The following is a 20930-nucleotide window of genomic DNA, read 5'->3' on the forward strand; positions in this document are numbered from 1 at the left end:
ACGACCAGGAGGATGCAGTGACCGAGAACCAGACGCCCACCACCGGCACCGCGAAGGTGAAGCGCGGGATGGCGGAGATGCTCAAGGGCGGCGTGATCATGGACGTCGTCACCGCCGAGCAGGCCAAGATCGCCGAGGACGCCGGCGCGGTCGCGGTGATGGCGCTGGAGCGGGTCCCGGCCGACATCCGCGCGCAGGGCGGCGTGTCCCGGATGAGCGACCCGGACATGATCGACAGCATCATCGCCGCGGTCTCGATCCCGGTGATGGCCAAGGCCCGGATCGGGCACTTCGTCGAGGCGCAGGTGCTGCAGAGCCTCGGTGTCGACTACATCGACGAGTCCGAGGTGCTCACCCCGGCCGACTACGCGAACCACATCGACAAGTGGCAGTTCACCGTGCCGTTCGTCTGCGGCGCGACCAACCTCGGCGAGGCGCTCCGCCGGATCACCGAGGGTGCGGCGATGATCCGCTCCAAGGGCGAGGCCGGTACCGGTGACGTCTCCAACGCGACCACCCACATGCGCCAGATCCGCCAGGAGATCCGCAAGCTGCAGAGCCTGCCGGAGGACGAGCTGTACGTCGCGGCGAAGGAACTGCAGGCGCCGTACGAGCTGGTCAAGGAGGTCGCGCAGCTCGGCAAGCTCCCGGTCGTGCTGTTCACCGCCGGCGGTATCGCCACCCCGGCCGACGCCGCGATGATGATGCAGCTCGGCGCCGAGGGCGTGTTCGTCGGCTCCGGCATCTTCAAGTCCGGCAACCCGGCCCAGCGCGCCGAGGCGATCGTCAAGGCCACCACGTTCCACGACGACCCCGACGTGATCGCCAAGGTCTCCCGCGGCCTCGGCGAAGCCATGGTCGGCATCAACGTCGACGAGATCCCGCAGCCGCACCGGCTCGCCGAGCGCGGCTGGTAAGTAACTACATATTAAGTAAGTACATAGTCAGAGACCCGATCATCGGCTGCACGCCGATGATCGGGTTTCGGCGTTTTCGAGCAGCTATCCACTTGCCATGAGGTCACGAAATGGGATCGGATTCGGCGCGTCGGTCGCGGTCCGGGTGCAGGAGGGCAACCGTGGGGGCGTGTGTTGCACAAGGCGTTCGGGGTCATCGCCCGCCGGTTGCCGGGTCCAGGACTCGCCGTCCGAAGGCTTGACGCCGAACGACTTTGGCAAAGACAATGCGAAACTACTTGAGCGAGCAGTGCGCGTTCCAGTGCGTGCTGCTGCCGACCGCGTGGCTGGACCGTGAGCAACCAGCCACGCCGAGCGCTGGCCGCCTACGGACCGGGGGACGCTCACCACAAGGGGCAGGTGCCAACAGCACCGTCGGGAATCTAGTGAGAAGAGGCAGGACCAAATGAGCGAGACCAGCAAGATCGGACGTCGGAGTCTCCTGCGGGGGAGCCTGGCGGCGGCCGCGGTGCTTCCCCTCGGCGGCGCACTCGCCGGCTGCGCGACCGGCGGCAGCAACAGCAACGGCAACTCCGGGTCGACCGGGACGAAGAGCGCGGACAACCCGTTCGGGATGGCGGACAAGTCGTCCGTCGACGCGGTGATCTTCAATGGCGGGTACGGCTACGACTACGTGACGTTCGCGGCGAACATCGTGCAGCAGAAGCACTCGGGCTCGACGGTCAAGGTTTCGCCGTCCACGCAGATCGCCCAGCAACTGCAGCCGCGCTTCGTCGGCGGCAACCCGCCTGACCTGATCGACAACTCCGGTGCGAACCAGATCGGCTTCAACACGATCCTGGACCAGCTGGAGACGCTGGACGACGTCTTCGAGGCCGACAACTACGAGGGCAAGAAGATCGCCGACACCCTGTACCCGGGTGCCAAGAACCCCGGTACGTTCGACGGCAAGTTCGTTGCCATGAACTACGTACTCACCCTCTACGGCCTGTGGTACTCCGACAGCCTCTTCAAGGCCAACGGGTGGACGCCGCCGAAGACGTACGACGACCTGCTCGACCTCGGCGCCAAGGCCAAGGCGAAGGGCAAGTACCTGTTCGTCTGGGGCAAGGAAGCCGCGACCTACTACCACACCCTGGCCGTCGACTCCGCGATCAAGGAGGGTGGCGACGAGGTCCGGCTGGCGCTGGAGAACCTCAAGGAGAACTGCTGGTCGCTGCCGCAGCTCCAGGGCGTCTTCAAGGCCATGGAGACCATGGTCAAGAACGGGTACTTCGTCCCCGGCGGCGCCGGCACCCAGTTCACCGCCGCGCAGGCGAAGTGGAGCAACGACCAGATGGCGATCCTGTACCCGTCGGGTTCCTGGATCGAGAACGAGATGAAGAAGGCCACCAAGGCGGGCTTCGACATGAAGGGCATCCCGGAGCCCACGCTCACCGCCAGCCCGAAGCTGCCGTGGGAGTCCCTGCGCAGCGCGGCCGGTGAGCCGTTCGTCGTACCGTCCAAGGGCAAGAACGTTGCCGGCGGCAAGGAGGTGCTGCGGGCCATGCTGTCCAAGGACGCGGCGACCAACTTCGCCAAGACGCGGCTCGCGCCGACGATCGTCAAGGGTCTGGTGCCCGCGGACGGCTTCGGTTCGACCGCGCTGCAGTCGCAAACGCAGATGCTGGACGCGGCCGGTACGAACGTCTTCGACTACCAGGTCTTCGGCCTGTACGGCATGAACACCGACCAGCTGGTGGTCTGGAACTCGTTCCTGTCCGGCCAGCTGGACGCGGCCGGCCTGACGAAGGGCCTGCAGCAGATCACCGACAAGGTGCGCAACGACAGCTCGGTCAAGAAGATTCCGGTCACCAAGTGACCATGACGCAAGATGTCGTGACGGAGGGCGGACCCACGCGGTCCGCCCGCCGGCGCCGCCGCCCGCTGACCTTCGACCGGGTCAGCTTCATGGTCGTGTTCCTCGGACTGCCGCTGGCGGTCTTCGTGATCTTCGTGGTCTCGCCGTTCGTGCAGGCGCTGTGGTACTCGCTGACCGACTGGTCGGGTTTCAGCTCGGGAATGAACTTCGTCGGCTTCGACAACTACGTGAAGCTGTTCCACGACGACATCTTCCTGAAGGCCGTCCGCAACAACGTCGAGCTCGCGCTCGTGGTGCCGATCGTGACCATCTTGCTGGCGCTGACGCTGGCCACGCTGGTGACGATCGGCGGTTCGGGGACCGGGACCGTCCGCGGCCTGCGGAACTCCGGCTTCTACCGGATCGTGTCGTTCTTCCCCTACGTGATCCCGGCGATCGTGATCGGCCTGATCTGGGCGCAGGTGTTCACCCCGGCCTCGGGCATCCTGGACGCTGTGCTGTCGAAGATCGGGCTGCACGGGTTCGAGAACTACGCGTGGCTGGGGGACGCCCGGACCGCGATGCCGGCCTCGATGTTCGTGATGATCTGGGGCTTCGTCGGCTTCTACATGGTGCTGTTCATCGCCGCCATCCGCGGTATCGACCCGGAGGTGTTCGAGGCGGCCCGGATCGACGGCGCCGGCCGGTTCCGTACGGCGGTGTTCCTGACCCTGCCGCTGATCCGCGACAACGTGCAGACGGCGTACATCTACCTCGGGATCGCCGCCCTCGACGCCTTCGTGTACATGCAGGCGCTGAACCCCGGCGGTGGCCCGCAGAACTCGACGCTGGTCATGCCGCAGCAACTGTTCACCACGGCCTTCACCAAGGGGCAGTTCGGCTACTCGACCGCGATGGGTGTGGTCCTGGCCGCCGTGACGATGCTGTTCGCGGGGCTGGTCTTCTTGGTGAACGCCCTCACCGGCGGACGTGAGCGAAAGGTACGCCGATGACAACCACCGCCGACCGGACCGAGGTCGTCGCCGGGTCCCGCGCGTCCGGCGCGGGATCCCGGGAGGGCAAGGGGGTTGCCACCACCGCCCACATCGCGCTGATCCTGTGGTCGCTGCTGGTCATCCTGCCGCTGGTGTGGACGCTGCTGTCCTCGTTCAAGTCGACGCAGGAGGTGCTGGGCAACCCGCTGTCGCTGCCGGGCAAGCTGCGGTTCAGCAACTACGCGCACGCCTGGACCACGGCCGGAATCGGCCGCTACTTCCTGAACACGGTGATCGTCGTCGGCTCCTCGCTGGTGCTGGTGATGGTCCTCGGCGCGATGTGCGCGTACGTGCTGGCCAGGTTCACGTTCCCGGGCAACCGGCTGATCTACTACTCGATGCTGGCCGGACTGACGTTCCCGGTCTTCCTGGCGATCGTGCCGCTGTTCTTCGTCCTGAAGAACTTGTCACTGCTGAACACCCTGCCAGGCTTGATCATCACGTACGTCGCGTTCGCGCTGCCGTTCACCGTGTTCTTCCTGCACTCCTTCTTCAAGGCGCTGCCGGGTGAGGTGTACGAAGCCGCGCAGATCGACGGCGCGGGGGAGTGGCGGTCGTTCTTCTCGGTGATGTTGCCGATGGCACGGCCGGGGATGGCGTCGGTCGCCATCTTCAACTTCCTCGGGTTGTGGAACCAGTTCCTGCTGCCCGTTGCCCTGAACACCGACTCGAACAACTACGTGCTCTCGCAGGGCATGGCGTCGTTCGCGTCGCAGGCCGGTTACGCGGTGGACTTCGGTGCGCTGTTCGCGGCCGTGGTGATCACGGTGGCGCCGGTTCTGGTCGTCTACATCATCTTCCAGCGGCAGTTGCAGGTCTCGGTGACCGCCGGAGGTGTGAAGTAGGAGGGTAGGTCAGGTCTCCCGCTCCCACGCCTACTGCGGGGCACTCGGCACGGCACCTCGCCGCACGGGTGCAAAGGCCACGATGCTCCGCATCGAGACCTTCGCCCCCGCACGCCGATGCACCGCACCGAGCACCTCCTCGCGACGGCGTGGGAGCGGGAGACCTGCCCTCGACTACCCTGGGCGGTATGCACGTCGACGAGCGGACCGCCCGGGAACTGCGCGGCCTGGCCCGCGTCCTGGTGCGATCGGGGTACGCCGACCACGCGGCGATCACAGCCGCCCTGACCGAGGCGGTGCAGGAGGACGCACCGTCGATGGACGCGGCGTCGCTCGTACCGCTGCTGATCGGCGAGGCGGTCATGGACCTCGACGCCGAGGCCGCCGAGTGGCCCGCGACCACCGATCCGGATCGGCTGGACGCCGTCCTGAGCGAGCTGGAGAGCCTCGGGCTCGTGGTGGTCCGGTACACGCCGGACCACCACGTCGCCCGTGCAGCGCTCGAAGCCGCGGAGAATCCGCAAGGCCTGGTGTTCTTCACCGACACCGACGTCTGGCACGCCGTCGACTTCGGGATGCTCGAGCTCAAGCTCTGGCATCCCGACACCGGCAACGTCGCCCCCGGTGAGCCGTTGCTGGAAGACGTGCTCGCGCTCCTGCACCAGCACGACCTCCCCGCCGTCTTCGACGAGGGCCGCATCGAGGTCACGCTCAACTGGCAACGGAGAGTGACGCTGTGACCGTGATCGGTGTGTTCGCGCTGCAGGGCAATGTGCGTGAGCACCTCGCGATGCTGACGTCGGTCGGGGTCGAGGCTCGTGCGGTACGCCGGCCCGCGGAGCTCGAGCAGGTCGACGCGATGGTGCTGCCGGGTGGCGAGTCGACCACGATGTACAAGCTGGCGCGGACGTTCGACCTGTTCGAACCGCTGCAGAAGCGGATCGCCGACGGGATGCCCGCGTTCGGCACCTGCGCCGGGATGATCATGCTGGCGAACGAGATCACCGGCGGGATCGCCGGTCAGGAGACCCTCGGCGGGCTGGACGTGACCGTCCGGCGGAACGCGTTCGGGCGCCAGGTCGACTCGTTCGAGGCCGATCTCGAGTTCGCCGCGCTGGATACGCCGTACCACGCGGTGTTCATCCGTGCACCGTGGGTGGAACGCGTCGGCAGGGACGTGGAGGTACTCTCGACGGTGAGGTCGGGCCCGGCCGCGGGTAGGATCGTCGCGGTTCGCCACGACCGGCTGCTGGCCACGTCGTTCCATCCGGAGATGACCGGGGACGCCAGGCTGCACGGCTACTTCGCCGAGCTGGTCCGCGGCCGCTAGACGCTTAAGAGGTTAGAAGGGTTGGTTCGCCATGTCAGGCCACTCCAAGTGGGCCACCACGAAGCACAAGAAGGCCGTCATCGACGCGAAGCGCGGCAAGCTCTTCGCGAAGCTGATCAAGAACATCGAGGTGGCCGCCCGGATGGGCGGTGGCGACCCTGGCGGGAACCCGACCCTGTACGACGCCATCCAGAAGGCGAAGAAGTCCTCGGTCCCGAACGACAACATCGACCGCGCGGTCAAGCGCGGCTCCGGCGCCGAGGCCGGCGGCGCCGAGTACCAGACGATCATGTACGAGGGCTACGGCCCGAACGGCGTGGCGATGCTGGTCGAATGCCTCACCGACAACCGGAACCGGGCCGCCGCGGACGTCCGGACGGCGATGTCCCGCAACGGCGGCTCGCTCGCCGACCCGAACTCGGTCGCGTACCTGTTCAACCGCAAGGGCGTCATCGTCGTCGCCAAGGAGCAGGACGGTAAGTCGCTGACCGAGGACGACGTGATGGAGGCCGTGCTCGAGGCCGGCGCCGACGAGGTCAACGACCTGGGTGACTCCTGGGAGGTCGTCACCGAGGCCACCGACATGGTCGCGGCCCGGACGGCGCTCCAGGACGCCGGTATCGACTACGACTCCGCCGACGTCCAGTTCGTCCCGTCGATGACGGTGGAACTCGACGCCGACGGCGCCGGCAAGATCTTCCGCCTGATCGACGCCCTCGAGGACAGCGACGACGTCCAGAACGTCTACGCCAACTTCGACGTCTCGGACGAGATCATGGCCGAGGTCGGCTGACCCACCCCGGTTCTGCTGAGGCCGGCGTACCCCACACGGGTACGCCGGCCTCGACATGTTCGGGCGAGTGTGTCGAATTCGGGGGGGATGTGTTCGACGCTCTGGTGAGTGGTTGCCTGTTCGGGCGCCGACTAGTTCAGGGAGCGTGTGATGAGCGCAGCTACACGAGGGGCAGCGGATGGTGTTCGGGGCGAACACGTTCCGGCTGTTCACGGAGATGATCGGCTTGAGCAAGTTCCCGCTCGGAGCGCTCGACCCCGAGCTGGAGCGGATGCGGACCATGCCGAGGACGGTTGTGTCGTCGACGCTCGACGGACCGTTCGACTGGCCGGACGCGACGGTCGTGTGCGGGGATGCCGTCGAGGCGATCGCCCGGCTCAAGGAGGAGTCCGACGTACCGCTGCGCTCGCACGGGAGCCTGTCGCTCAACCGGGCCCTGATGGCCGCCGGCCTGGTCGACCGCGTTCAGGTGACGGTCTTCCCGGTGATCGCGGGCAAGACGGGAGTCGAGCCGGTCTTCGAAGGAGCCGCCGACTTCGACCTCGAACTGGTCCAGAGCCGCACCTTCGACAACCTCAGCCAAGAACTCACGTACCGCCCCACGCTGCACGCCTGAAGGTTCCTCTTCACGGGGGATGTGACTCGTGGGTAACATTGGGGGATGAGCCAGGTGCTGGGGTTGTGGGAGCGGTTGCGTGGGGTGCCGGGCGGGGAGCGGGTGTTCTCGTGGGGGTTCGCCTGGAAGGCGCCCTACTTCCGGTCCGTACGGCCGCGGTTCGTGCAGGTCAGTCCCAACTACGCGGCGCTGACGTTGCCGAAGCGGCGGGCTGTGCTGAACCACATCGGGACCGTGCATGCGATTGCCGTGTGCAACGGTCTCGAGGCCGCGATGGGTGCGCTGGCGGAAGCGACGATCCCGGCCGGCAAGCGCTGGCTGCCGAAGGGCATGGAGGTCGCGTACCTCGCCAAGTCGACGTCCGACATCACCTGCTCCGCCGAAACCGATCCGGGGACCTGGACGGCTGGCCCCGACGTACCGGTGAAGGTGCGTGCGACGCGTGACGACGGCACGGTGGTGGTCGAGGGAACAATTCACCTGTGGGTGACGGACAAGAAGACGTAGGGTCTCCCGCGTGACTGAACTGCGGGTGGTGGACGTCACCGAGGAGCAACTCGACTCGGTGTGGCAGGTACGGATCAGGTCGTTCGGCCCGGGTGGTGACCGGGACGAGTGGAAGAAGAACGCGTCGACGTTCATCGAGGACCGGCGGATCGTCGGTGTGGTCGACGGTGACGAACTGGTCGCGGCGGCGCGGATCTGGCCGTTCGAGCAGTGGTGGAGCGGCCGCCGGGTGCCGATGGGCGGAGTGGCCGGCGTCGTCGTCGCCCCGGAGTACCGCGGTCGTGGGGTCGGCAGCCTGATGATGCGCGCGGTGCTGCAGCGCTGCGTCGAGAAGGGGTATCCGCTGACGGCGCTGTACCCGGCGACGACTGTTCTGTACCGGCACCTGGGGTACGAGTTCGCGGGCGGACACTACAAGTTCTCCTTCCAGGCAGCCGATCTGCGTACTCTCGGCGGCCGCGGTACGGCGGTCCGCAAGGCGACGCCTGCCGACGTGGACCGGGTGCTCGAGCTGGCTACCGCGTCGAACACGGCGAAGCGGACGAACGGGCCGCTGATCTGGCCGCGCTCCGAGGTGCTGTCGTGGCTCGAGGACGAGGACAACTTCGCGTACATCGCCGAGGACGGCTTTGTCGTGTACCGCTGGTCGGACGGCGACCTGGTCGTCGACGAGATCATCGCCGGGTCCGAGGAGACCGCGCGGGCGTTGTGGGCGACCGTCGGCTCGGGTGCGTCGATCGCGACCACGGTCCAGGCGTACTGCGCTCCGTTCGACTCGATCCATCTGCTCGCGGAACACGAGGCGTCGGGCGATGCGCGGCTGGTCCGCTGGATGCTCCGCCTCGTCGACGCCCCGGCCGCGCTCGCGGCGCGTGGTTTCGCGGAGAACGCCGTACTCGAGGCCGATCTCCGGATCGACGACCCCGAACTGCCGGCGAACACCGGCGACTGGCACCTGTCGATCGCCGACGGTGCTGCCGAGCTGAAGCCCGCCGAGCCGTCGGCCGACGCGCTCCGCCTCGGACCGCGGGGACTGGCAGCGCTGTACGCCGGCACGCCGCTCGCCGCCCTACGCAACGCAGGCCTGGCCGCCGGCGGAGACGCCCTCGACACCGCAACGGACGCAGTCTTCGCCGGCGGGACGCCGTACATGCTCGACTACTTCTGAGCGGGAAGCTGCCCGACGCAGAACTCGTTCGATTCCGGGTCGGCGAGCACCCACCACGCAGTTCCGTACTCGGAGTGCTGCTCGAGCCGAGTGGCGCCGAGCAGGACCAGGCGGTTCACCTCGGCCTCGACGTCCTCGACGAGGAGGTCGAGGTGGAGGCGGTTCTTGCTGAGCTTCGGTTCCGGGACTCGTTGGAGAGTGATCGGGAAGCCGTCGCCGGTCGGCGGCTCGAGGGCCGCATAACCCTCGGCCTCGATCGGCGTCCGCCGGTAGTGCAGCGCGGCCGACCAGAAGGCCGCAGCAGCCTCCAGGTCGGTGCAGTCGAGCGTGAGTTCCATCCGCATAAGAGCAGTGTGCGGCGCGTCGATTTCTATCGGTGGGACGGCGCCGACTAGGGTTGTCGAACAAACGTTCGGAGGTGGTCCATGCGGGTGCTCGGCGTCGACCCGGGGCTGACCCGGTGCGGCCTCGGCGTTGTCGAGGGGACACCGGGGAGGCCGCCGGTGCTGGTCGCCGTCGGGGTGATCCGGACGCCGGCCGAGCTGGACGTGTCCAAGCGACTGGTCCAGATCGAGGAAGGCCTGGACGCGTGGATCGCGAAGTACCAGCCGGACGCGGTCGCGGTCGAGCGGGTGTTCGCGCAGCACAACGTCCGTACGGTGATGGGTACGGCGCAGGCGTCCGGGATCGCGATGGTGGTGGCGGCCCGCCGTGGGCTGCCGGTCGCGCTGCACACGCCGAGCGAGGTGAAGGCCGCGGTGACCGGATCGGGCCGCGCCGACAAGGAGCAGGTGACCACGATGGTGACCCGGATCCTCAAGCTGAGTGAGCGTCCGACGCCCGCCGACGCCGCCGACGCGCTGGCGCTGGCGATCTGTCAGGTCTGGCGCGGCGGAGTGGCGGGCAAGCTCCAGCAGGCGGCCGCCAGCCGGGCCAACCTCGAGGCGGCCGCGCAGGCCCAGTCGCGGCTGCAGGTGGCGAGATTGCGTGCCGCGGTGGCGGCACAGGAAGGCAAGCGATGATCGCGTTCGTACGTGGACCTGTGGCGGCCATCGGGGTCGACAGCGCCGTGGTCGAGGTCGGGGGAGTGGGCCTGCAGGTGTACTGCGACCCGGGCACGCTGGCCGGTCTACGCCCGGGGCAGGAGGCCCGGATCGCCACCTCGATGGTGGTCCGCGAGGACTCGCTGACGTTGTACGGCTTCGCCGACGACGACGCGAAGAACCTGTTCGAGCTGCTGCAGACCGCGTCCGGTGTCGGCCCGAAGCTGGCCCAGGCCGCGCTCGCGGTGCTCAGCCCGGACCAGTTGCGGCAGGCCGTCGCGACCGAGGACCTCGCCGTACTGGTGAAGGTTCCGGGCATCGGGAAGAAGGGCGCCCAGCGGATCGTCCTGGAGTTGAAGGACAAGATCGGTGCGCCGTCCAGGACCGTGACCGGCCGGCCGCTGCAGGCGCAGGAGGCGTGGCGTGATCAGGTACAGGCGGGCCTGGTCGGCCTGGGCTGGTCCGCGCGGGACGCCGAGGACGCCGTGACCGCGGTGTCACCGCTGGCCGCCGACAACCCGAACCCGTCCGTCCCCGACCTGCTGCGGGCCGCCCTGCGCGTGCTCTCGAAGGCCTAGCCGATGGAAGACAACGTGCGCCCATTGGTCTCCGCGGACGCAGTGGATCTCGAGGAACGCAAGATCGAATCCGCGCTCCGGCCACGCACGCTGGCCGAGTTCGGCGGTCAGCGCCGGGTCAGCGAGCAGCTCGAGCTCGTACTGCACGCGGCCCGCGGGCGGAACCGTACGCCCGACCACGTGCTGCTCTCCGGCCCGCCTGGGCTCGGGAAGACCACGCTGGCGATGATCATCGCCAGCGAGATGTCGGCACCGCTGCGCGTCACCAGCGGCCCGGCGATCCAGCATGCCGGCGACCTGGCCGCGATCCTGTCTGGGCTGGGCGAGGGCGAAGTCCTGTTCCTGGACGAGATCCACCGGATGTCCCGGCCCGCGGAAGAGCTGCTCTACATGGCGATGGAGGACTTCCGCGTCGACGTGATCGTCGGCAAGGGCCCGGGCGCGACCGCGATTCCGTTGGAGATCCCACCGTTCACGCTGGTCGGTGCGACCACCCGGGCCGGCCTACTGCCGGGGCCGCTGCGGGACCGGTTCGGGTTCACCGGGCACCTGGAGTTCTACGAGGCGGCCGAGCTGGAGAAGATCGTGAACCGGTCGGCCGCACTGCTCGAGGTCGACATCACGCCGGAGGGCGCGACCGAGATCGCCTCCCGCTCCCGAGGGACGCCGCGGATCGCGAACCGGCTGCTCCGCCGGGTCCGCGACTACGCCGAGGTCCGCGCGGACGGCATCATCACGCTCGCGTTGTCCAAGGCCGCCCTGGATCTGTACGAGGTCGACAAGATGGGCCTGGACCGGCTGGACCGGTCCGTCCTGGACGCGTTGTGCCGCCGGTTCGGGGGCGGACCGGTTGGTCTTTCCACGCTGGCGGTTGCGGTCGGCGAGGAACGTGAGACCGTGGAGGAAGTAGCGGAACCTTTCCTGGTCCGGTCGGGCTACCTGGCCCGGACGCCGCGCGGCCGCGTCGCCACGCCCGCGGCCTGGCGGCACATCGGCCTGAAGGTCCCCAAGGGCGCGACCTTCGCGGACACGCTCTTCGACGCCGAAGACGACTGACGACGACTGAGTACGACTGAGGAGTCCAGCCCCGAACTGAACAGCCGGGAACCACTGACGGCGCCGGTACGTAGACACTCCGTAGCGAGTAACTCAAACGTGACCCGGTGTCATGAGGCAGTTGTTGACGCTCAGGGTTAGACTCCCCGGTGGCCTGACCTCCAGGTCTTTCCGCTGCGACCCTGCGCGCTCCCGCAGAGCGTGCCGGACGCCCGTACAACCGACCCGACGAAGGATTCTGAGACCCGATGCAACTCCTCGCCGTACCGATGGCCTCTTCCGGGGGCGGCGGCATCACGCTGCTCCTGCCGCTGATCCTGATCGTCGGAATGATCTGGTTCATGAGCCGCACGCAGAAGAAGCAGCGCCAGCGTCAGGCCGACACGGTCGCCCAGCTGCAGCCCGGCACCAAGGTGATCACCACCAGCGGCCTGGTCGGCATCGTCGAGGAGACCGATGACGACTACGTCACCCTGGAGATCTCCGAGGGCGTCCTCGTGCAGGTCGTCAAGGCCGCGGTCGGCCGGGTGATCCCGGACGAGGACGCCGCCGAGGAGCCGGCCGCCGCCGACGACGCCACGGATGTCACGGACGCCGACGAGGCCAGCACGCCGGAGAAGGTCGACGTACCGGACGCCGGTGCGGACAAGGCCGCCGGCAAGGTGCAGGACACGCCGAAGCTGCCGCCGACGCACACCGAGAACTGATTACCGTCCCAACGGCCTGCGGCGCGTCGTACGGCGTCCTGTGAACGATCCAGTGACGGTACGGCGCGCCCAGAAGTACAAAGGTTGAATCTGACGTGGCAACGACTTCGACATCCCGCCCCGCGCGGAGCCTGATCACCCTGCTGGTGGTGATCGTTCTGCTGTTCGGGATCATGGCGCTGACCAAGACCTGGAAGCCCAAACTCGGTCTGGACCTGCGTGGCGGCACCACGATCACGCTGACCGCCAAGACCATCGACGGTACCGGCAAGGTCACCGCCGACCAGTTGAACGAGGCGAAGAACATCATCGGCCAGCGGGTGAACGGCGCCGGTGTCGCCGAGGCCGACATCACCACCTCCGGGTCGAACATCATCAACGTCGCCGTACCCGGTGCCACGAAGGAATCCCTGGTGTCGCAGGTCGGTCAGACCGCCCTGCTGTACTTCCGGATCGTCTACGGCGCGCAGGCCACGGCCCCGCAGCCGACACCGACGACGACGCCGACGCCCAAGCCCAGTACGAAGCCGAGCGCGACGCCGAAGCCGAGTACGAAGGTGACGCCGAGCGCCACGATCAAGCCGACCACCAGCAGTACGCCGAAGGGCCGGGCCTGGACGAGCGCGCTGGGCCAGGCCACGCCGACGCCGACGCCGGCCAAGTCGAGCACCACCCCGAAGGCGAGTACGACCCCGACCGCGCCCGCCACGACGCCGTCGACCCCGGCCGCGAGCAACGACCCGCTGCAGTACACGCCGGACGCGGCCACCCAGGCAGCTTTCGCGGCCTTCAAGTGCGCCGACAAGGACAAGCAGTCCGACGACCCGAAGAAGCCGCTGTTCTCCTGTGACAAGGGCGGTCAGTACAAGTACCTCCTCGGCCCCGCGGTGATGGCCGGTACCGACCTGTCCGACGCCTCGGCCGGTATCCCGCAGAACGGCCTGCAGTGGCAGGTCAACCTGAAGTTCACCGGCGAGGGCGGCAACAAGTTCCTCAAGGCCACCACGGCGATCTCGCAGCGCGGCCAGGGCCAGAACCTGTTCGCGATCGTGCTGGACGGCGTGACCATCTCGACCCCGAGCGTGGACAAGCCGATCCCGGGCGGCCAGGCGCAGATCACCGGTACGTTCACCGAGGCCGAGGCCCGTGATCTGGCGAACGTGCTGAAGTACGGCTCGCTGCCGGTGAAGTTCGAGATCTCCTCGGTCGACACGGTGTCGCCGCAGCTCGGTGGTGACCAGTTGTCGGCCGGCATCTGGGCCGGTATCGCCGGCCTCGCGCTGGTCGTGATCTTCTGCTTCCTGTACTACCGCGGTCTCGGGATCGTCGTGGTGGTCTCGCTGCTCGCGGCCGGCATTCTCACCGGGACCCTGGTGATCCTGCTCGGCAAGGCGATCGGGTTCACGCTGACCCTGGCCGGTATCGCCGGTCTGATCGTCGCGGTCGGTATCACCGCGGACTCGTTCATCATCTACTTCGAACGACTCCGCGACGAGGTCCGTGAGGGTCGCAGCCTGCGCTCCTCGGTCGAGACCGGCTGGGCCCGCGCCAAGCACACGATCATCGCGGCCGACTCGATCTCGCTGCTGGCCGCGATCGTCCTGTACGTGCTGGCGATCGGCAGCGTCCGCGGCTTCGCGTTCACGCTCGGCCTGACGACGCTGATCGACCTGGTGGTGGTCTTCCTGTTCACCAAGCCGGTCGTCACGATGCTGGCCCGGACCAACTTCTTCGGCCACGGCCACAAGCTGTCCGGCCTGGATCCGGAGCATCTCGGCGTCGAACGTCTGCCCGGGCAGACCAGACCGACGGGCCGGCCGCGCCGGACGCCGTCGACGCGCAAGCCGGTGGGAGGCGAGGTCTGATGTCGAAGCTCGGACAGATCGGTGCCAAGCTGCACCGCGGTGAGGTCTCGTACGACTTCATCGGTCACCGCAAGTTCTGGTTCAGCCTCTCGGCGATCCTGGTCCTCGTCTCGCTCGGTGGCCTGTTCGTCCGCGGCCTGGCGCTCGGTATCGAGTTCCGCGGCGGTGTCGAGTACGAGGCGAAGGTCAAGGTCACCAACAGCACGGTGAACGACTTCACCAACGCGGTGAAGGCCACCAACTCCAAGGGTCTCGGCGACCCGGTCGTGACCACGATCAACAACGAGAAGGTCCGGGTCCAGACCAAGCCGCTGGAGCAGGCCGACATCGGCACGGTGCGCGCGGCGATCGGCAAGGAGGCCGGGATCCCGGCCGACCAGGTCACCTCGCAGCAGATCGGCGCCTCCTGGGGCAAGCAGATCGCCGACAAGGCGATCATGGCGCTGATCGTGTTCCTGGCCCTGGTCTTCATCGTGATCTGGCTGTACTTCCGGGAAGCCAAGGCATCGTTGGCCGCGATCATCGCGCTGGTCCACGACGTCTCGATCACGGTCGGGGTGTACGCGCTGGTCGGGTTCGACGTCACGCCGGCGACGGTGATCGGCGTCCTGACGATCCTCGGTTACTCGCTGTACGACACGGTCGTCGTGTTCGACAAGGTCCGTGAGAACACCCGCGGGATCACCGCGTCGAACCGGTTCACGTACTCCGACGCCACCAACCTGGCCGTCAACCAGACCGTGGTCCGGTCGATCAACACCACCGTCACCGCGCTGCTCCCGGTCGGCGCGATCCTGGTCGTCGGCACTCTGGTGCTCGGTACCGGCCCGCTGAAGGACCTGTCGCTGGCGCTGTTCGTCGGTATCGCCGTCGGTGCGTACTCGTCGATCTTCATCGCGCCGTCGCTGCTCGCGGTCTTCAAGGAGCGCGAGCCGGCCATGCAGGCGCTGAACAAGCGGGTGTCCGCGAAGAGGGTGCAGGTCGCGAAGGCGGAGGCGGCTCCGGCCGAGGTGGCGACCGCCGGTGCGCCGGCGGCCGCGCGGTCCGTCGTCCAGGACACGCCGCGGAAGGCGGACCGGGCCACCGGTTCGGCGCCGGCGCCGACTTCGCGGCCGATGAAGGCCACGGCCGCCGGGCGCCCGCAGCCGAGCCGCAAGCCGCGGTCGAAGCGCGGTAAGTGATGCGGTCGCTGGAGAAGGTCCTCGCCGACGGCATCCGCGACATCCCCGACTACCCGCAGCAAGGGGTGGTGTTCAAGGACATCACCCCGCTGCTGGCCGACCACACCGGTTTCGGCCAGGTCGTGGAGGCGCTGGCGGCGGCCGGTAGGGACGACGACGGCAACCCGGTGGTCGACAAGGTGGTCGGGATCGAGGCGCGCGGGTTCATCCTCGCCGCCCCGGTCGCGCTCGCCCTCGGCGCCGGGTTCGTCCCGGTCCGGAAGAAGGGCAAGCTGCCGGCCGCGACGTACGAGGAGTCGTACGCGCTGGAGTACGGCGAGGCGACCATCGAGGTGCACCAGGACGCGTTCGCGCCCGGGGACCGGGTGCTGGTCATCGACGACGTCCTGGCCACCGGCGGCACCGTGGAGGCCTGCCTCCGGCTGATCCGCCGGTGTGGCGCGGAGGTCGCCGGTGCGGCGGTGCTCCTGGAGCTGTCGTTCCTGCCGGGCCGGGCGCGCCTCGACGGCGAGCACGTCACGGCGCTGCTGACGGTGTAGGTACAGGTACACTCTCCGCAGCCGTCGGGTGACCCGGCGTGTTGTCCACAGGCCGGTCTGCCTGGCTGGACGAAGGCCTCTAGACTGGTGGCCTGTCGGCGGAGGGACACAACGTGGGCGAAGACCCGGCGATGACATCTGCGGTACCGAACGCCGTACCGCAGGACCCTCCGCGCGCGCCGTCACCGGTGCGCCCGGCTCCGGCGTCACCGCCGCCCGCGACCCAGCCGCCGCGGATCGCGCCGGCCCGGGTCCGCGCCCGCCTCGCCCGCCTCGGCGGCACCCGGCACCCGAACCGGGCGCCGATGCTCGAGCCGCTGTTCCGGGTGGTCCGTGCGACCCACCCGAAGGCCGACCTCGGGATGATCGAGCGCGCCTACCGGACCGCGGAGAAGTACCACAGCGGCCAGATGCGCAAGTCCGGCGACGCGTACATCACCCATCCGCTCGCCGTCGCCACCATCCTCGCCGAGCTCGGTATGACCGCGACCACGCTGTGCGCCGCGCTGCTGCACGACACCGTCGAGGACACGCCGTACACGGTGGACGAACTGACCCGCGACTTCGGCGAAGAGATCGCCATGCTGGTCGACGGTGTCACCAAGCTGGACAAGGTGCGGTACGGGGAGTCCGCGCAGGCCGAGACGATCCGCAAGATGGTCGTCGCGATGTCCAAGGACATCCGGGTGCTGGTGATCAAGCTGTCCGACCGGCTGCACAACATGCGCACGCTCGGCTCGCTCCGGCAGGAGAAGCAGGAGCGGATCGCCCGCGAGACCCTGGAGATCTACGCCCCGCTGGCGCACCGGCTCGGTATGAACACGATCAAGTGGGAGCTCGAGGACCTGGCGTTCTCGACCCTGCACCCGAAGGTGTACGACGAGATCGTCCGCCTGGTCGCCGAACGCGCCCCGTCCCGCGACGAGTACCTGGCCACCGTCATCGACCAGGTGCACGAGGACCTGCGCTCGGCGAAGGTGAAGGCCACCGTCACCGGCCGCCCGAAGCACTACTACTCGATCTACCAGAAGATGATCGTCCGCGGCCGCGAGTTCGGCGACATCTACGACCTGGTCGGCATCCGGGTCCTGGTCGAGTCGGTCCGCGACTGCTACGCGGCCCTCGGCATCATGCACGCGCGGTGGAACCCGGTCCCCGGCCGGTTCAAGGACTACATCGCGATGCCGAAGTTCAACATGTACCAGTCGCTGCACACCACCGTGATCGGCCCGCAGGGCAAGCCGGTGGAGCTGCAGATCCGGTCGTTCTCGATGCACCGCCGCGCGGAGTACGGCATCGCCGCGCACTGGAAGTACAAGGAGGACCCGACCTCGGTCGCGCCGGACACGCCGAGCACCGAGGTCGGCGGCCCGAACGACATGCCCTGGGTCCGGCAGCTCGTCGACTGGCAGCGGGAGACCTCCGACCCGTCGGAGTTCCTGGACTCGCTGCGGTTCGAGATCAACAACGCCGAGGTCTACGTCTTCACGCCGCGCGGTGACGTGATGTCGCTGCCGGTCGGGTCGTCGCCGGTCGACTTCGCGTACGCCGTGCACACCGAGGTCGGGCACCGCTGTATCGGTGCCCGGGTCAACGGCCGCCTGGTGCCGCTGGAGAGCACCCTGGAGAACGGCGACGTCGTCGAGGTCTTCACCTCGAAGGCGCAGGGCGCGGGTCCGTCCCGCGACTGGCTGACGTTCGTCAAGAGCCCTCGCGCGCGGAACAAGATCAAGCACTGGTTCTCCAAGGAACGCCGCGACGAGGCGATCGAGCAGGGCAAGGACGCGATCGCGAAGCAGCTCCGCAAGGAGGGCCTGCCGCTGCAGCGCCTGCTGTCGCACGAGACCCTGACCGCGGTCGCCAACTCGCTGCGCTACCCGGACGTCACCGGGTTGTACGCCGCCGTCGGCGAGCAGCACGTCAGCGCCCAGGCCGTCGTACGGCGTCTCATCGAGACGTACGGCGGCGAAGAGGGCGCGGCGGAGGACCTGGCCGAGGGGCTGCGGCTGCCGCAGTCGCGGGAGCGGCGGAAGCGGACCGCGCGCGGCGACGCCGGCGTCATCGTCAAGGGTGCGACGGACGTGCTGTCGAAGCTGGCCCGGTGCTGCACGCCGGTGCCGGGGGACGAGATCATCGGCTGGATCACCCGGGGCGCGGGCGTCTCGGTGCACCGGTCCGACTGCGCGAACGTCGAGAACCTGAAGACCCAGCCGGAGCGGATCGTCGAGGTCGAGTGGGCGCCGACCGCGCAGTCGGTGTTCCTGGTGGCGATCCAGGTCGAGGCGCTGGACCGGGCGCGGCTGCTGTCGGACATCACGCGGGTGCTGTCGGACTACCACGTGAACATCCTGTCCGCGGCGCTCACCACGACCCGCGACCGGATCGCGAAGTCCCGCTTCACCTTCGAAATGGGCGATCCGACCCATCTCGGACACGTACTGAAGGCGGTGCGCTCGGTCGAGGGCGTATTCGACGTCTACCGCGTCACGCAGTAGACCAGGACAGGCTTGACCCGTCGGCCAATCATCATGGGGGCATGGCGGACAACCGGACTGGACCACCCCTCGGCCTGAACTTCTTGCTCCCGATCCTCGGTGTCGTGACGGTGATCCTGGCGGTGCTCGTCGTCGCCGCCCTGCGTCCGCTTGCCGTCCCCGCGGACGCACCGACCGCGGCCGGTAAGGTCGTGAAGGCTTCCAGCTTGAGCCGCAACCGATATGCGAACTGGATCGACGTTGCGTACACCCTCCCCGACGGTCGCCAGATCACCGCGCGTACGTCGCGGTTCCGGGTCGAGGACGCGAAACCTGGCAATGAGGTCCAGGTCCGCTACAACCCCGACCACACCGACCGCATTGCCGTGGTCGGCGCTGAGGAGAGTTGGTCGAGCCGCTGGATCTACGTCATCGTGGCTTCGCTGTGCGAGCTGCTGGTCCTGGTCGCCGTACTCCGCCGCTGGTCCCGCAACCGCAAAGTCGTCGCGCGGTAGTTGTTCACGCGCGCGGTTTGTGGGTGTAGGGACACTGCGAACATGAGGCGTCGAGCGTTCATGATCGCAGGTGTTGCGCTGTTGGCGGGCTGCAGCGATTCATCGGGTCAGAACCAGGCGAGTTCCTCCAGCGCTCCGCCGTCTACCACCACGCCGTCTGCAACCACGCCGCGGTCCACACCGACCCCGGTGCCCTCTGCCTCGCCGACGGTTGCGCTGCCGGCCGTGCGGTCGTGGGCTCCTGGTCCGGGTGAGATCGAGCCCGAGGTCAAACGACTTGCTGTGGCGGCCGTGGTGAAGCTGTTGCAGCCGACCGAGACGCGCGCAGCGATCGACGTGATCGAGGCGCAGTACGGCGGGATCCTCACCGACTCGGCCAGTGTGCTGGTGCCTTGCCGCGTGTACTCGATCAGGGCGAACCGTTTGATCACCGGCGGTACGACGGTCGACGTACGCCTGAGCAAGTCCGCGCAAGGAATCTGGCGCGTGACCGCGACCCACCCCGCGCAGCCCGGAGCGCCGGTGCCGAGCCTGTCGACGGCCGCGCGGCAGGTGCTGGCGAGCGAACAGATCTCGTTGCCTCCGGCATCCGTCGCGGACATCCGCTCCGGGCAGGTCCACGACAGCGTGCTGACCGCGATGCTCGAGCTGGCGAGGACGTACCGGATCGGGATCAGCGTGATCCGCTCCGGTCACCCGATCGATGTCTTCGGCACCGATCGCCCGAGCGACCACCCGCGCGGCCGGGCGTTCGACACCTGGCAGATCAACGACCACGCGGTCGTGTCCCCGTCGACGCCGCGCTCCCTCGTCACGTCGTACATGCGCGCCGCCGAATCACTCGGCTCCTACAACGTCGGCGGGCCGTACCTGCTGTCGGGCGCGGCGTACTTCTCCGACCGCACCCACCACGACCACGTCCACGCCGGCTTCCGCGTCTAGTCCCATTCCCACGCGATCCCGACCGTTCCGGACGGTGCGGACGGTTCGATGACGTGGACGCGGCCGTCCGGGGTGAGCATCAGGTCGCGTTGGACGAGGTTGGGGCCGGTGGTGTGCCGGCGGCGGACTTCGTGGACGCGGACCGGGAGCGCGGCGCGGTCGAACTGGACCTCCAGCACGTAATGCATCCCGCCCCACTCGCTGAACCGCTGATAGTCGGTGGACGGCAACTTGTTCCGGTCCTCGATCTCGTACCGCACGACGGCGGTCTCACCGACCGCGAGCACCCGGTCGAGCAACAGTTCGCCGAGCAGCGCGCCGGCCTCGGGGGAGCGGGCGACCCGGCCGATCCGGCAGCCGCTCTCCGCTCGCAGCGCGAGCCGCTCGGCATCACACCCGGCCTCGCCCTGGTGCGCGATGATGAGGCGATCCACCGGCTGTACGGCGACCACGCTCTGGCACACCCGCCGCCGATAGGCGCTCCGCTCCGCGTCGATCCGTACCTCCTCGAGAACGGTGACGTTGCGCAACCGCCCGTGGGCGTCCCGGCGGAGCCGATCGAGCATCCGGGAGAGGGCCTCGGCGTAGTCGACCACGGCGTACGGCTGGGCCTCCGGCTCTGTGCGCTGCGGCGGGATGCGTACGGTCAGCCAGCCCGGAGGTACTTCGAGAAGCTCCTCCAGGGCCGTGATCGTCGCCCGTGAGTCCTCGCGCGGCACGCGGCGGCCGCTCTGCCAGGTACTCAGGGTCGCCACGCCGACGTGCAGTCCGCGGTCGGCGAGATGGGTCCGGATCCGGTTCAGGGCCAGGCCGCGACGGGCGATCGCCTGCCGGAGCGCGTCCGCGAACGACACTTCCGCGGTCACCGTAGGGACTTCGACCGGCTTGATCATGGGCCCACGCTCCTTTGCCGCAGCAGTGTAAACATTCACACCACTGTCTGGCACTGGTTCGTCACA

General features: G+C 68.3%; 22 protein-coding genes. 20 read left to right on the forward strand and 2 right to left on the reverse strand.

The features are described from left to right. Positions 1-17 precede the first annotated feature (17 nt). The 10 genes from pdxS (at position 18) to ACZ5BU_RS22855 (ending at position 9071) form a co-directional block, all read left to right on the forward strand. Complete coding sequence (gene pdxS / locus ACZ5BU_RS22810) at positions 18-917, forward strand: pyridoxal 5'-phosphate synthase lyase subunit PdxS (RefSeq protein WP_465701843.1); 900 nt, start codon at positions 18-20, stop codon at positions 915-917. Between the two features lie 445 nt (positions 918-1362). After that, positions 1363-2778, forward strand: a complete 1416-nt coding sequence (gene ngcE / locus ACZ5BU_RS22815) for an N-acetylglucosamine/diacetylchitobiose ABC transporter substrate-binding protein (RefSeq protein ID WP_465701845.1) — start codon at positions 1363-1365, stop codon at positions 2776-2778. A 2-nt stretch (positions 2779-2780) separates the two neighbouring features. After that, the gene (locus tag ACZ5BU_RS22820; RefSeq protein ID WP_465701847.1) at positions 2781-3770 is read left to right on the forward strand and encodes a carbohydrate ABC transporter permease; all 990 of its coding nucleotides are present in this window, start codon (positions 2781-2783) and stop codon (positions 3768-3770) included. Continuing rightward, positions 3767-4657 carry a carbohydrate ABC transporter permease gene (locus tag ACZ5BU_RS22825; RefSeq protein WP_465701849.1) on the forward strand — a complete coding sequence of 297 codons (891 nt, stop codon included), beginning with the start codon at positions 3767-3769 and terminating at the stop codon, positions 4655-4657. Before ACZ5BU_RS22820 ends, ACZ5BU_RS22825 begins: the two co-directional genes overlap by 4 nt. 188 nt (positions 4658-4845) lie before the next feature. Continuing rightward, positions 4846-5397, forward strand: a complete 552-nt coding sequence (locus ACZ5BU_RS22830) for a DUF6891 domain-containing protein (RefSeq protein WP_465701851.1) — start codon at positions 4846-4848, stop codon at positions 5395-5397. Further along, a complete protein-coding gene (pdxT, locus tag ACZ5BU_RS22835; RefSeq protein WP_465701853.1) occupies positions 5394-5987 on the forward strand; it encodes a pyridoxal 5'-phosphate synthase glutaminase subunit PdxT in 594 nt (197 codons plus the stop codon). The genes ACZ5BU_RS22830 and pdxT overlap by 4 nt, the downstream gene beginning before the upstream one ends. 31 nt (positions 5988-6018) lie before the next feature. Then, positions 6019-6780, forward strand: coding sequence for a YebC/PmpR family DNA-binding transcriptional regulator (locus ACZ5BU_RS22840; RefSeq protein WP_465701855.1), 762 nt, complete (start codon positions 6019-6021; stop codon positions 6778-6780). 178 nt (positions 6781-6958) lie between these two features. Then, the gene (locus ACZ5BU_RS22845; protein ID WP_465701857.1) at positions 6959-7396 is read left to right on the forward strand and encodes a dihydrofolate reductase family protein; all 438 of its coding nucleotides are present in this window, start codon (positions 6959-6961) and stop codon (positions 7394-7396) included. Positions 7397-7441: 45 nt separating this feature from the next. Next, positions 7442-7903, forward strand: coding sequence for a hotdog fold domain-containing protein (locus tag ACZ5BU_RS22850; RefSeq protein ID WP_465701859.1), 462 nt, complete (start codon positions 7442-7444; stop codon positions 7901-7903). 10 nt (positions 7904-7913) lie between these two features. After that, positions 7914-9071: a GNAT family N-acetyltransferase gene (locus ACZ5BU_RS22855; RefSeq protein ID WP_465701861.1), complete on the forward strand. Its 1158-nt coding sequence runs from the start codon at positions 7914-7916 to the stop codon at positions 9069-9071. Here ACZ5BU_RS22855 and ACZ5BU_RS22860 read toward each other — a convergent pair. After that, positions 9062-9415 (reverse strand): VOC family protein, encoded by a 354-nt coding sequence (locus ACZ5BU_RS22860; RefSeq protein WP_465701863.1) that lies wholly within the window; start codon positions 9413-9415, stop codon positions 9062-9064. The genes ACZ5BU_RS22855 and ACZ5BU_RS22860 overlap by 10 nt on opposite strands. Positions 9416-9496: 81 nt before the next feature. On the opposite strand from ACZ5BU_RS22860, the gene ruvC reads away from it, so the two are divergent. The 10 genes from ruvC (at position 9497) to ACZ5BU_RS22910 (ending at position 19971) form a co-directional block, all read left to right on the forward strand. Beyond that, positions 9497-10093: a crossover junction endodeoxyribonuclease RuvC gene (ruvC, locus tag ACZ5BU_RS22865; RefSeq protein WP_465701865.1), complete on the forward strand. Its 597-nt coding sequence runs from the start codon at positions 9497-9499 to the stop codon at positions 10091-10093. Then, positions 10090-10692: a Holliday junction branch migration protein RuvA gene (gene ruvA / locus ACZ5BU_RS22870; protein WP_465701867.1), complete on the forward strand. Its 603-nt coding sequence runs from the start codon at positions 10090-10092 to the stop codon at positions 10690-10692. Before ruvC ends, ruvA begins: the two co-directional genes overlap by 4 nt. Positions 10693-10695: 3 nt before the next feature. Further along, positions 10696-11748: a Holliday junction branch migration DNA helicase RuvB gene (gene ruvB, locus ACZ5BU_RS22875; protein WP_465701869.1), complete on the forward strand. Its 1053-nt coding sequence runs from the start codon at positions 10696-10698 to the stop codon at positions 11746-11748. Between the two features lie 248 nt (positions 11749-11996). After that, positions 11997-12455, forward strand: coding sequence for a preprotein translocase subunit YajC (gene yajC, locus ACZ5BU_RS22880; protein ID WP_465701871.1), 459 nt, complete (start codon positions 11997-11999; stop codon positions 12453-12455). Between the two features lie 95 nt (positions 12456-12550). Beyond that, entirely contained in the window at positions 12551-14320 is a 1770-nt protein-coding gene (gene secD / locus ACZ5BU_RS22885; RefSeq protein WP_465701873.1) for a protein translocase subunit SecD, read from the forward strand. Continuing rightward, positions 14320-15501: a protein translocase subunit SecF gene (gene secF, locus ACZ5BU_RS22890; protein WP_465701875.1), complete on the forward strand. Its 1182-nt coding sequence runs from the start codon at positions 14320-14322 to the stop codon at positions 15499-15501. Before secD ends, secF begins: the two co-directional genes overlap by 1 nt. Next, positions 15501-16040: an adenine phosphoribosyltransferase gene (locus ACZ5BU_RS22895; RefSeq protein WP_465702676.1), complete on the forward strand. Its 540-nt coding sequence runs from the start codon at positions 15501-15503 to the stop codon at positions 16038-16040. Before secF ends, ACZ5BU_RS22895 begins: the two co-directional genes overlap by 1 nt. 131 nt (positions 16041-16171) lie before the next feature. Continuing rightward, positions 16172-18535, forward strand: a complete 2364-nt coding sequence (locus tag ACZ5BU_RS22900) for a RelA/SpoT family protein (RefSeq protein WP_465701877.1) — start codon at positions 16172-16174, stop codon at positions 18533-18535. 41 nt (positions 18536-18576) lie between these two features. Further along, positions 18577-19029: a hypothetical protein gene (locus tag ACZ5BU_RS22905; RefSeq protein ID WP_465701879.1), complete on the forward strand. Its 453-nt coding sequence runs from the start codon at positions 18577-18579 to the stop codon at positions 19027-19029. Positions 19030-19254: 225 nt separating this feature from the next. Then, positions 19255-19971 (forward strand): hypothetical protein, encoded by a 717-nt coding sequence (locus tag ACZ5BU_RS22910; protein ID WP_465701881.1) that lies wholly within the window; start codon positions 19255-19257, stop codon positions 19969-19971. Here ACZ5BU_RS22910 and ACZ5BU_RS22915 read toward each other — a convergent pair. Further along, positions 19968-20864 (reverse strand): hypothetical protein, encoded by an 897-nt coding sequence (locus ACZ5BU_RS22915; RefSeq protein WP_465701883.1) that lies wholly within the window; start codon positions 20862-20864, stop codon positions 19968-19970. The two genes, ACZ5BU_RS22910 and ACZ5BU_RS22915, sit on opposite strands and share 4 nt — an antisense overlap. Positions 20865-20930: the final 66 nt, after the last annotated feature.

It is taken from the genome of Kribbella sp. NPDC031520 (genome assembly GCF_055580825.1).